Source organism: Microcoleus sp. Pol1C5, from assembly GCF_036701115.1.
In the GTDB taxonomy this organism is placed as follows: domain Bacteria; phylum Cyanobacteriota; class Cyanobacteriia; order Cyanobacteriales; family Microcoleaceae; genus Microcoleus.
The window spans coordinates 1-13,789 of the sequence record NZ_JAUBQE010000092.1 but is presented as its reverse complement, the minus strand read 5'-3'; the positions used below and the strand labels follow the sequence as shown (position 1 = coordinate 13,789).

Here is a 13,789-nt window from a genome sequence, read left to right as displayed (position 1 = left end):
TGTTCAGCCTATTTTACATTTTTTTTTGTACCCCCTTGACAATTTGCACTTTTTCTTAACTTGTCACAAATGGCTGAGGTGGGGTACTAGGAGGAATGTCGTCACAGAGGTGGCGATCCTTAAGCTTATTTTTCAGATAGTCCCGCATCCAGTTGCAAGTGTATCTCCGTAGCCCTTGTATATCTAGATCTAGATCCAAATTCCACAGATTTACCGTCTTGTCATTACTAGCCGAGGCAAGTCTCTTGCCGTCGGGGCTAAATGCTACTGCGTTAACCCGATCGTTATGCCCATAGAAAGTTTTGAGCAACGTGCCGTCTCTTTTCCAAAGTTTCACGGTTTTGTCATAACTGGCTGTGGCAATTAGCTGACCATTGGGACTGAAAGCTACTGCACGAACCACATTCGTATGTCCTTTGAGGGGTTTTAGTTCTGTGCCGTCTCTCTTCCAAATTTTAACAGTCCCATCTGCACTCGCCGCCGCGATTAGTTGCTCGTTGGGTTGTTTATCGGGACTGAAAGCTACTCCCAATAATGGATTAGCATGACCTGAGAGAGTTTGCTTTAATGAGCCGTCTTTGTTCCAGAGTTTTACCGTTCCGTCAGCACTCGCTGAGGCAATTATTTGACCATCGGGGCTAAAACTTAGTCCGTAAACTGTAGCCTTATGACCTGGGATAGTTTGCTTTAATGAGCCGTCTCTGTTCCAAAGTTCGATCTTCCCATCGACATCCCCAATAGCAAATATTTGGCTGTCAGGGCTAAAGCTCACTGCCAGAACCTCTTTAAGCTGAGGTTCACCCGTATGCCCTTCTAGGAATCTGCCCATAGAACCGTCCGATCTCGAAAGTCTGACTGCTCTATCCCCAGCCCCTGAGACAATCAACTTACCATCGGGACTGAACTCTAATGTAGTAATCGCTCCATAGTGCTGCGGTCGTTGCTCAGTTTTCAGGAGCGTGCCATCCCTTTGCCAAAGTTTTACATGACCGTGTCCGGTTGTCGTGGCAATTGTCTTGCCATCAGGATTAAAACGTACTGTGTAAACTATATCGGTATAATTATCTAAAATTGTCAACGGTGTGTTGCCTAGCCTCCAAAGTTTCACCGTTCCGTCATCACTTGCTGAGGCTAGGATGTGACCATCGGCACTGAATCGCACTGCACGCACTGCATCCCTGTGGCCTTCAAGAGTTTTGAGCAAAGTTCCATCTCTTTTCCAGAGTTTCACCGTTCCGTCATTACTCGCTGAAGCAATTATCTGACCATCACGGCTGATACTGACATCCCAAACCTCACTCTGATGTCCTTCAAGAGTTTTGAGCAAAGTTCCATCTCTTTTCCAGAGTTTTACCGTTCCATCATTACTCGCTGAAGCAATTATCTGACCATCTCTGCTGAAATCTAATGCATTAATTGTACCGTTATGTCCTTCCAATGTTTTGTCCAAAGTACCATCTAGTTTCCAGAGTTTTACCTCAAATCCCCAACCTCCGGCAGCAATCATCTGGCTGTCATGGCTGAATCTGACTGTCGTTATAGGTTTGCTATATGTTCTGTTATGTGCCTTGAAGGTCTTGCGCCAAGTCCCATCACTACTATTGAAGACAAAAACATTTCCGTCTTTATCTCCCTGCGCTAACATCTTGCCGTCAGGGCTAAAATTAAACACGGGAAGCAAAGATTTTTGCTCCATAGTTTTGTAAAAATTGCCATTTGACTGATTCCACATATCGCTGACTTCCTGAAAAGTATACTTTTTCTCCAGTCTTCCATCTAAATGCCAAACGGCTATTTCCGCACTATCTTTAGTGACGTTAGCAGTAGTGACAATCCTCTCGCCGTTGGAAGTGGACTGGAAATCTACTGCCATAACAGGACCCCTATGTCCTTCCAGTCGGTTGACTTCTTGCACGGTATAAATTACCTTTGGCAGCGTTCTTCTCAGTTGTTCGATCTCTGCATCTGGCTTGAATAAGCGCAAAAGCCAGTTGTCAAGTAACTTTCCTATTTGTAAAACATCTAGCAACGCTTCTAACTCTTGGTTTGATTGCCGTTTTACTTCTGTAGATTGTCTCAAAGTACGGAGTTGTGCTATTTGCGTATCTCGCAGACCAACTAAAGCCCAAAAAGTCAACCCACTTAATCCCAGCATGACTACGATCGCAATTTCCCAACCCAGATAAGTATATCTGCGTCTTTGCCAAACGCTTTGCTGGATAAACTCAGTTTCTACCTGATTAAACCAGTGGTCATAAGATTTTAGTCTCCTTTTTAGTACATCTAGGTAGGGATCACCATTCCAAAGAAACTGTCTCTTATTCTCTGGCTGACTTTTTTGGTCATCCTCCTTGCTTGGGTTCAACCAGTCTTCAACAGAATCGATTTTCTTGTCACACCAATCCAGAAAAGGTTCACTCTTTCCTAACAAACTTAATGACTGGTTCTTATTTTTCCACTCTTCGGCTTGTGGTGTCAGTCGCCGTTGCAAAGACAAAGCTTCCTGCTCTTCTTCTTTCCATTTCTTTAGCTTATCCCACCCACGTACTAAGGCATCATGGGCTGGCTCCACATAGCGTTTGTCTTGGGAATCGGTACCTTCAACAATTAAGCGGGCATCCTGAAACCATGTGATAACGGTTTCGACTTGCTGGTTTTCTTTCTTATTGGGGTACTCTAGTTCAGACCTAGGAACCTGTCGTCGTGCTACTTCACTCCCCTGCAATGAAATCATCCGAAGCATGACATTGCGGATTGTTCGCTCATATGCATCTTTCTCGTTCGGATTGTTCTCTAACAAGTTTTGGTATACGTAATTTGCCGTTTTGGTAACTGACTGAGTTACGCCACCCAGCTCGTCATAGTCCACCCAAGTGATTGTGCGATCGCAAGTCTCACCCTTTTTCAGCGCATCTATAAATCGGTTGGCTAGCTTACGATAAAGTTCACTCAACGCCAACGATAGCAAGGGTAATGCTCCTGGCATATCAGCAACTTCATGGATTAGTTGCTGAACCAGAGTACGGTTGTTCCGTTTCTCCGAGTCAAATTGAATAGCTTTGATCGCAGCAGGAGCTTCGACCACTTCTTGCAGCTCCTCCCGCTCCATGAATAGTACGATAAATCGTGCTGCATTCCAAATACGTTCCTCCGGTTGCTGTTTCGATTCAACACCTTCCGATTGATTGGGCTGTTGAGCGTTCAGTAGCGATGCTAAATTTTTATGCTTTTTGAGTTCAGCTTCAACGCTTTCTCGCAGTTGGGGTTCAAAGTCTGACCGCAAGGTAAGAATAAGATGTAATCTGCCTGAATACTTTTCCAGTTGCTCTGATAGTCGTTGCAGAAACTGCTCTTGCTCAACTCGATCGCGGCATTGCGTCACTAACTCTTCAAATTGGTCAATTACCAGCAGGAGTTTTGTCTCAGTAGGAATGGTATCCAGATTTATCCCTTTGAGTGCATTTTCCAAAGTCTTTGTAGGTGACTCACCAAGACGTACAGGACGTATCGGCTCCAGAATCTCCCACTTTTGGTGTTTGTGACGATGAGTTTGACCGTCTTGGAGCGACACCAATACCTGCGACTGCTGTGCTTCTTCTGGCGATCGCTTGAGATGGGGAATCAAACCTGCTTTGACTAGACTTGACTTACCAGAACCGGACGCACCTAAGACAATAGTTAGGGGACGTTCGCAGACGCGATCGCAAAGTTCTTCAATTAACTTAGTTCTCCCAAAGAACAGTTGGCTATGCTTTTCCTCGTAGGATTCTAAGCCCTGGTAGGGATTGCTTTCTTTGGTATCATCCAGAGTAGGAGCAGGAGGCAGTTTCGTTTTGTCGAAGTGTTTTGTGAGAAAAACGTACACGCCCTTGTCGTGTTTTTCGTCTACTATCCATAACCCAGGAGTCTGACGTTTGTTACGTTGAGCTGTTTCTAGCTCGATTTGGTATCGCACATACTGATACAGTTCATCGGCAGTAATGATTCCATCGCCTGCTGGCTTGTCATTTTTAGCTGGGGGATATGTATCGGCGGCTTCATCTCTTAACGCCTTCATCAAAGCAATAGCAAAGGGGGAGTGATCTGCATTTCCAAAATCACGGTTATTCTTCAGTACCATCTCATCAGCAGCCGTCTGATCGTGTGCTGAAGAAGTGATAACTTGCCATGCCGGATCATTAATGAACAAGTCAAAGTTATCTTTGAAAATCTCCCTGACATGACCAAACTGTCGTGTATTAGACCACCGGAAAGCACCTGAATAACAGCAGTCCAGAATAATTAAACAGTGACGGCAGGGCAGTTGAGCCAGTAATTTCCTCAACTCGCTCATGGATAGATATGTGGTGATATCCTTATATTTGGCATCCTGCGGAATCAGGTAACCCTGTGGACCGTCCTCGCTGTTGATAGCAGTGCCGTGTCCTGCAAAATAGAACAGGAGGCGATCGTTTGAACCAACCGTATCTTTGAGAGTTTTGAGCAGAGCGTTGAGGTTTTTTAGCGTTACATCCCCATCTAGCCACGCCTTGTTCTTACCCTGACTGTCTGACTTTGATGGCGAAATTAGCGTATATTTGTGTTCACTCTCCAAAATTTCAGCGATTTCCTGAGCATCGTTAACTGCGGTTCCCAGTGGCGGAATTCCTGACTGGTATTTATTGATACCGATAACCGCAGCATAGCTGTTCGCAAACCCTGATTCTGATTGAGCCGTTGGTGAAGTCATAATTTCTGAGGTTGATCGCGCACTGGGTTGACTTGTTGAAGCACCGGGAGAGTTTCCTGGCGGCTGAGGCGATGGAGATGAAGGGGTTCCCTTGCCTGTATTACCCCCTGGAGCAATTGGGTTTGGGTGAGGAGGATGAGGCGTAGTTAGAGGAGTAGTTGGACCCGAATAATCAGGAAAAGCCCGCGCCACAGCCCTTGCTAAGGCATCTAAACCAGCGGGATGTCGGAAGTATGATAAATGATCGCAAACCACGCGATCCTGAATGTAAGCCACAGGCGATCGCTCCTCTGGTACACTCACGATGCTCTTCACAGTTACCGCAATATCATTCGCCTCCTTTATGAAAGGAAACTCAATGGCTCGACGCCAGGTTCTTTGAAGAGCCGCCTGAAGTCGATTAATCGCTTCTTCTTGTTGAGGAATCAGCGAAGTGTTTCCAGCGATAATACTGTACGAACACTGCGGATCGGCACAGTCTTTCAACTCCTGGAGAAATTGCGATTTGGTCGGATGCATCTCATCCAGGTTGACATCGATCTCCTCAATCAATGCCACCAGATCGGCCAGTAATTTCGCAGGAAATACCACAGAAGACAAACCATTCAATCCAGCCGCAAGTGCGAAAGTAACCAAGTCTTGCACGGCAGCCCAAGGTGAGCCAGCATTAGGAGTCCCCAACATAAATAGATGTTGTACGACTCGATTGCCCTGCCATTGCTCAATAAAGCTGCGAGAAACCAATCCGCCCATCGAGTGAGCCACGATATGCAGCGTTTTACCATGATTGGGTTTCAATCCGACTGCAGCCAGTTTATCCCTGAGTTGCCTGCCAAGTTCTTTAATGGGTGTGTTTAGGTTTTCATAATCAAATGTCAGCACCAAGTCATAAATCTCAGTGAGGGATTTGGATTGCCCATTCACCATCACTTTGGCTTGTCGCACACTCGGCACAATACTTTCCGTATCGCCGATGATGCCGTGAATGTAGAGGGCAATGTGTTGGGCTTTCGCTACCGCTGCTTTGATCTGCTGCTCGTCTTTCTCATAGCTGACAGTTCCATCCTCAGCAACACGGGCAATTCTGAGCTTAGGATAGGGAGACTCCTGTCCCAGGTTTTCGTATATTACCTTTTGGAAGTAGATTCGGATTGCACTACCGAGGCTGCGTCTCTTCTCACCTGATGTTTGCTCACTATCTAGTGTCGGTATCCGTTCTATCCGAATCTCGGTTTTACTGTCTTTCCCTTTCCCCTGTCCCAAAGGCAGCCAGAACTCCCCATCGTAGGCAACCGGAAGAATGTATTCATTCTGAGTAATAGACTTGTTAACCGACACAACCAATGGGTTTTCGGGAGTCACACTCTTGATAGTCTCACGATCATTCACCTGCAACTCCAGCACGCTTAACCCTGAATCAACTCCTCGGCTAGCGGTGAACTGGAAGGGCTGCGTGTAGTCACCCAAAATTGTTGGCAAAGTGCGGCTGCCTATATCTCGCGTTAATGGTAGAACAGACGATAGGCGAGCCTCTGCACGTAAACCGGAGTGGGGCTCAATTGTCACACCAAAGGAGAGCTCGGTAGAAGCTTGGGGATTGAGTGGAACCGCATCTTTAGGTCGAACCGTCGTAATGCTAATTTGACTGGTTACCCAATCATCGATCTCCTCAACAACACCAAATTGTCGGGACTGAATTTGGTACATCAACCAATTGAGTGTATTGAGGCGACTTGGAAGCTCTCGACTCCTGTCACTCGACTCAACACTCGGTGATGACAAATCATCCTGACAAAGAAGGTTGGCATCAAACTCTGCCGTACTAATGATTAGCTTGAAAACATCCTGATATTCGGTAACTCCCTGTTTCCAAATCTTGTCTGCCACACTGGCAGGGATATCATCCCTTATTTTTCGATTGCCGTTCCAAATGGCGGCATCAACTTCTTCTCCTGGCTCAATCCACAAACCCCCCTTGTAGGACAGTTCGCCCTGATGGAATAAAGGTGGCACACTCACAGAATAGTCTTCCGCTACGTCCAAAATGGCGCAGAAGAGCCGTTGCTCGTAGGTGTTGGTTAGCTTAACCCGGAATGTCGGTTGATGCCACTTACCGTTTCTGTACTCATATTCCAGCCGCAGATGGGGTTCTTTGACCTCCTCGCCATTGCGATAGATCTGAACCTTGACCGCATTGGCAAGAATTTGGCTTTCTGGATTAGCCAAATCAATCGTTGTTGTCCAACGGGCGATGTGTTCCAGATTTTTCACAGCCCTAAAGGCTTTTTCGTATCCTTTTAAGGGTTCTACCAACGGGCGATCATCTGATGGTTTCGTAATTACATACTGCTCATCTTTTGCCAAAAGGCAATATTGGGCTTTAGCCAGTTCCGGTTCTTCTCGAATATAAAGCGAGGGTTTCTCGCCGGGACTCACCCTCTGAAGTTGTTGCCGCACTTGTTCTAATGCCTCTGAATCGCCTTCGAGATAAACCCCAATGGTCGGAGGTGGCAGACTGATAGCGATCGCTCTCAGTATGATATCTTCTGTAAGGTTTGTAGGCTCTTGGGTGAACTCGACAATACTTCTATCTGGTAGTACCTCAATAACCTCAGCTTCACCCACTGCCTCAGACAGTTGCCGCATCTGCTCTGGAGTACTGCCTTGAGAATAAAGCGCAAGTTTAATCGAAATATTGCTAATTTTAGGAAAACCATGTATGGCTCCCCCATCAATTTCCCAATCCTTGCCATTATGTTTCAAGGTAAAGAAAGGCTCGCGAGGTTTAATAATATCTGAGCCACCTAAAAATGAAAGATTGTCTAAATCTTCAGGATTATTGGCTTCTAATCGTGGAGTTTGATTTTTGATACGGCTGCGGACACGAGAACTGACTTCCTTGAAAAAATTCCGGTAGGAGAGAGTACTATTAGTTTTGTTCAGCGCATCCAACAAGAAGTAAGAAAAAGCACCTCTCGTTTTACCATCACCGGAATACTCACTTGCCAGTTCCCGATCTTCGCAAGCTGCCAACAGCACATGTCGTCCCTCTGGCAAGTCCCAAGTATTTCCGTACTTTTGAGACCGGAGTGCTACAATTGCTACATCATTAGCAAAAATGAATTCTTCAATCTTTCTGGGTCGTTCATCTGCGGGAGTATGACGAACTTTCTGCTTGTACTCTACATCTCTCGTGCCAGAACCAGAATGGCAGCAATCCAGTACTATGACAATGTGTGGATTGCGTTCAGCGACTTTAGCAATCAGATAACGCAACTCCTTATTGGCTAAATCCCTGGTGCTGGTGCGACTATCCCAACATACAAGCGTTTCCAGCTTGCCGTCTCGCTCTAAATACGAAAACTCCGGAGATGCAGGTTCCTGCGAACCGTGCCCACTATAATAAAACAGCACAACATCATCTTTACCCGCCTGAGTTAGGTGTTTTTCAAAGCCATCAATAACTGCTTGCCGGGTAGCTTCGGCATTCCGTAGCGTCTTTATGTTGCCATGTTGGCTACTATCAACCCGTGTTTTCAAATAGTCTTCGATTGCATTAATATCGTTAACGCAGCCATCCAGTTTGGAAACTGGTGCAGGATAATCATCAATGCCAACAAGAATTGCGTAGAGGTTGCGAGTCATCTTAATTTCTCCTAGTGATACACCCACCTATTTCCGTTTTCAAACAAGACAAGAAAAATAGAACAAGGAATCTTGTCATTGCTCTGCACCTTGCGATTTAAAACGTTACGGCTCAATGGTAATTTGAATTTGTTTTGTTACCCATTCAGCCTTGGGATCGGGTTCGTACACGGCAGCACGATTTAAGGATGGTGAAACATTGGGATCTTCACCAACTGCTTCCAGTAATTTGCCCAATGCGCTCTGAATGCCACGAGTTGCTGCCTTATGCACTTCGCTCTTCTTATCTAAAGACGGTAGTCTTAACCAACGAAAGTCAGCAGGCCCGCGAGTAGCAAATAGTTTGAGAATTTCATTAGGTCGCTCATACCCTTTGCTCTCAGAGACTTTGAAGCGTAATCTAGTGTCTGCTGTTTCCTGAGATGCTAATTCATAGAAAGGAGCATCCATTCCTTGCAGGGGAATTTGTGAGATTTCCCAAGTTGGTTCAAGATCGAGCACGGCTACATTAAGCGCTTGGTGAAAATTATTTTTGACACGGAGATTCACGGGCGTACCCTGCTTCAACGTAATATTGCTCTGGTCAGGCAAAGATTGTTCGTTCTGGTCTAGCAACACGAGTTCAAGACAATCCTTTAACTCAGATTCTGGGTTGTCTAATTCTTGAATTGCTTGATACTTAGCCAAGTGAACCAGCCGATTGACAACCTCTTTCGGTGCTTCAGGATCGCCGAGCCAGAGAGCAGGATTTAAGTTTTTAATCGGCATTCCACGGCAAATTTCATATTCACCCTGCCGACCGATCGCTACCTGATAATGGGCTTCTTCCTCTCCCTTCTCTTCAACCACCCAACCATTCTCCGCTAAAGCTTGCCGAACCTTATCCAGAGCATCTTTTTGTCGATCCACCAGCTCCTGAGTCGGCAGCTCATCTTCTGCATCCCCAAGTTTTTTCCGATCGAACAGGCGAACTCGACGAACTAGATCCACTGGTGCAGATAACATAACGGCAGGCGCACCTGCCTCGATCTGCCCCTTAACTCCAATACCACCATCTGCTTCCGCCAAAACCCTGGCAACCGCGCTAGATGCTTCAACCTTCGTAACCTCAACGATCGCAACTTGTTTCTGTTTATCAGTCAGATCCGAGGATGAGGAGTTGAGTGGATAGATAGCAAATCGCGTCCCACTACTTAAGCCGTTTGCCAATCCTGCGTTCAGCTTCACCTGCTTTTGGCTGGCATCAACCTCAATGACGACAACAGTGTATTGATTAGCAATAAGATCGCTACCAAACACTGAAAGATTGCCTTCTCCCAACAACATTGGTAGTTGGTCGCGAAACTTGCTCTGAATTTTGGCACTAACGCGATCGTGCAGGGTTTTATAGGTCAGCGTGCCAGGAATAGCATTCAAGGTGTCAATCATCCAGTAGGTTAAAGCACCATGCCGCTCTTTTCCATTCACCGCATACTCCATCGCATATTCGGTTGGACGACAGGCTACCAGCACTACATAGTTTTCGGACTCTGGAATTAAGGTAGTGGGGTTCGATCCTTCAACTAGCGATCGCCAGTTGTCGAACAATTCTTGACGAGAAGCTACCAGACTATCTTGGGGACGAGGTGCCGTATCCTCCTCCTGTGAGCCGCGAATAGCGCAATCACCGCGAGTTGCACCACCGGAATGGCAGCTATCCAGAACGACAGTGACACGCAATCCTTTATCCGTCATGCGTTTTAGCAATGTAGCTAGCTCGATATCCCGCAGGTATCTCCCCTCTTGTTCGCCAATATCCATTGGGACAATTCCCTCATCCTTCTGTCCATCCCCCTTCAGCTCAGAGTAGATGGTAGTTGCACGCCCACCATGACCGGAGTAGTGGATGTAAACCAGCTCTTGAGGTTGAGCTTTCTCAGTAATTTCTTTAAACGCATTGACGATGTTTTCGTAGGTTGGCAAAACATCTGGTTCGTTTCCAGCTCTAACTTCTGAAAGAGTTGAGTCTTCTCGATCTGGAGAAGTAAGCTTGCAAATTCGTTCTGCTGGAATCTGTAACGTTCGTCTGAGGTAGTCATCTACTAAGTTAATGTCACGCACGCACCCTTTAAGGTTTGGATACAAGCGGTTGGGTTTGTAGTAGTTAATCCCAATTAGGAGAGCATGAATGTTAGGTCTTTGCTCAGGTTGGTCAGTCATTTTACTTCCCTTGTTTAGTGTCTCTTTTCAAAAGCGTTGCTGCCGCACCAGCATTCTAAAGCCACAAGTTCTAGCTTTTGAGAAAGCTCTGCCAGTTCAGTAACGCATCTTTAAATTCAAGATTTGGTTAACTAGCTTGCGCTATCTGCAATCTGCTTCAAGGTTTCAATTTGTTTTGCGCGAGCCTCCCGTTCTTTTGGTGACAATATTGTGTACAGTTGCCAAAGTAACCAGTTTGTAAGCCATTTTTTTTTCTCCTTGGTTTTTCTGGTGAGCGTGTGGTTGGTAGTAGTAATACGATAAATAAGTATATTGGATAAAACTAGAGTAGTTTGTGCCAAGTTTAGTGCTTAAGTCTGTATTTGGTGTTGCTTTTTAATGTAGTTATCATTGCACAATTGTGCATTGGGTAATTTGAAATTACTCTTACTCTAAGAAGTGAATTGATGTTGTGTAAACTCACAACGCTGAAATAGATTGAATCAAGCGACTATTTTGACATTAATAACCGAGCTAAGCTGGTGAATATATTTGCAAAAACGAGTACCCTTTATCCTCATCGGTAACTGGCTGTAGGGTGGGGTCAATACGTTTCGGTTAAAACCAAAAACCAAGTAATTTGTCAAGCTCAGTCAAGTCCAAAAATTATCTTCATCTGGAATACCAAAGTGAGAAGGCCAATCAGTCGCTAAAAAATACCCTGACCAGGAGTTAGCAAATTGTTAGGATCGTAACTGTACAGTGACTTTTTATTTGACGTGGAGACATATGAGTGCCGTTAAAGAGGCTTTCGCTAAATCTGGTTTGCTTTTTTGGCTCAATCTAGCTTGCCAATGCCGATCGCCAAATGCTAGAACGCTGAGGAAACTTTCTCTGTAATCCTGTAAGAGGGAAGGTTTTGCTCAGCGACCCAAAATTGTCTCGATGTCATTTAATTAGGCACTGTACAAGAATATTATTGCCTAAGCAGAGTTTTGGAGCGGCTAGTTCCAACTTTTAACAAAACTCTACCCTTTCAGTGACGTATCTTTCCGTTCAAAATTCTGTTGACTATATTGCGAACACCTTAAGCCATTTGTTCACGGGTTTTGAGACCGACTATTCCATCTGGTTTCAACCCTTTTTTTTGCTGAAATTCCTTGACAGCTTTGTCTGTCCCCGGTCCAAATTCACCATCAGCTCCAACTACAATGCCAGCTTTTTTCAAACTTTCCTGGAGCAGGAGTACATCCGAGCCTTCCATTCTGGGCACGGCCAATCGCAACGTTCTGGGTTTGTCATCCCACGGTGCTTTAGAAAACCCTGAAGCAGGAGATCGATTAAGTGCATCCTCGGTTTGAGTGCCAAAGTCGCCATCTTCGCTAATCTTGGCATGAGGATTGTTTTGATTCCAAAGTTGCTGAAATGCGAGTATTGATTGACTGCGAAGATCGATCGTGCCGTCGCCTTGGTAGTCAAAGTGAGGTGGATCGCCTGGTAATGGATTCCAACCATACCGCATCAAATAAACTTCCCAGCCTGTTGCATCTTCAATGTCGATCGCTAATCCAGTTTGGTGGTTGCTGGCTCCCGGCGCAGCTACAGGATTAGAGTTGTTGAAGCGATCGTTATACAGCAGCATTTGCTGAGCAATAGTGCGGTAGGCTGAATTGACCTGCATCGTTTGACCTCGATCTTGAATCGCTTTCTGGAGTGCTTGTTTTGCTGGGCATTGTACATAGGGAAAGGCTGCATCCAGCAAGTCTACATTGAGGTCATCAAAACTGACAAAGGTATCTGGCACAATCAATTGCAGTTGAGATATCAACTGCTGGGATAAGCCATTGACCACCACAGTCGAAGACATCGGTGCATCTTTGAGCAATCCGGGGAAACTGCCTCTAACTTCCAATCGATCCCGTTGGACAAATTCTTCACAGGCTTCGACAATTACAGGTTGATTAAATAAAAGATGGCTTGAGTCTGTCATGGTTTTCTCCAATCTGTTTGAATTTGGTTACACAATGTATGTTAGAGTCCCAATTCTTTTCGAGTTTCGGCACCTACAACACCATCCGCCGCTAGCCCTTTCTGCTGCTGAAACTGCCTCACTGCCTTGTCAGTACCGTTGCCAAAGAATCCATCAGGTTCAAGATTGATTCCTGCGGCTTTCAAAGCTTTTTGTACTTGACGAACATCCTCACCTTGGAGCATGGGTTCGGTGAGTTTCAAAGTGCGAGGTGCTTCTGCGATTGTTTCCCCTGTTACTTCTTCGGCTGTTCCTTCATAGGTTAAGAATGACGGCCAGGGTTTTCCCAAAAACAGTGCTCGTTCAGCCAATCGTCGGCGTGTCAGCCCTAGCCAGGGTTGACCATTTACCTTATTCCACACAGGAAACTGATTAGCTGCTCCTTGATAATTTCCCTGGTTCAAACGATCGAGAAGAGTTGAACCTCCAAAACCGTCTGTTCCTGGGCCGACGTTGAAGCAGAAGCAAACCAGTGCAGAAAACTGATTGTCATTGAGCTGAGCTTCCACGGTGTCTTCAACAAAGGATTCAAATTTTTCTAAATCTATCTTCAGCAATTCTTCTGCCTGTGTTTGGCTAATCGTCAGTCCTTCATAAACATCCTCACCAGTGTGTCCGTAACCAATTGTCCAAACTCCACCGCCATCATCATAAGCAGTCAGCTCACATCCTTCAAACGCAGTCAGAAGCTTAAAGCCTTCTTCATTGATATGCTTTGAACCTCGGCGTTCTGTCACATCAGGCGGTTGTTCGTCTGGAGGATGAATGTTGTATGTTTTAGCCACGCTAAACTTTAAAGCATCAATTAATGCTTTTACTTGTCCATTTGTCTCCGTGACTTTAACGGCTAGGTCGTCTTTTATTTCGTAGATGCGACCATCGCTGAAAATTTCAAGTGATCTTAGCATTTTTTTCCTTTCCGGTTACACCGGAATGATGGGGAGTGGGGAGTGGGGAGCGGGGGAAGGAGGAATTATTGACCTTGACTTTATCATTCCCATCCAACCGGAAACGATATCAACTGTACAGTGACTTTTTATTTGACGTGGAGACATATGAGTGCCGTTAAAGAGGCTTTCGCTAAATCTGGCTTGCTTTTTTGGCTCAATCTAGCTTGCCAATGCTGATCGTCAAATGCTAGAACGCGCTCGCAAACTTTCTCTGTAATCCTGTAAGAGGGAAGGTTTTGCTCAGCGACACAAAGTTGT

4 protein-coding genes are annotated in these 13,789 nt (G+C 45.5%); all 4 read right to left on the bottom strand.

The window, feature by feature from the left end; all coding sequences use genetic code 11:
• Positions 1–55: 55 nt before the first annotated feature.
• Positions 56–8,374 (bottom strand): nSTAND1 domain-containing NTPase, encoded by an 8,319-nt coding sequence (locus QUA23_RS29580; protein WP_333079199.1) that lies wholly within the window; start codon positions 8,372–8,374, stop codon positions 56–58.
• A 105-nt stretch (positions 8,375–8,479) separates the two neighbouring features.
• Positions 8,480–10,573, bottom strand: a complete 2,094-nt coding sequence (locus QUA23_RS29575) for a caspase family protein (protein ID WP_333079200.1) — start codon at positions 10,571–10,573, stop codon at positions 8,480–8,482.
• A gap of 1,066 nt (positions 10,574–11,639) precedes the next feature.
• Positions 11,640–12,542: a peptidoglycan-binding protein gene (locus QUA23_RS29570; protein ID WP_333079201.1), complete on the bottom strand. Its 903-nt coding sequence runs from the start codon at positions 12,540–12,542 to the stop codon at positions 11,640–11,642.
• Positions 12,543–12,583: 41 nt separating this feature from the next.
• Positions 12,584–13,489, bottom strand: a complete 906-nt coding sequence (locus QUA23_RS29565) for a glycoside hydrolase family protein (RefSeq protein WP_333079203.1) — start codon at positions 13,487–13,489, stop codon at positions 12,584–12,586.
• Positions 13,490–13,789: the final 300 nt, after the last annotated feature.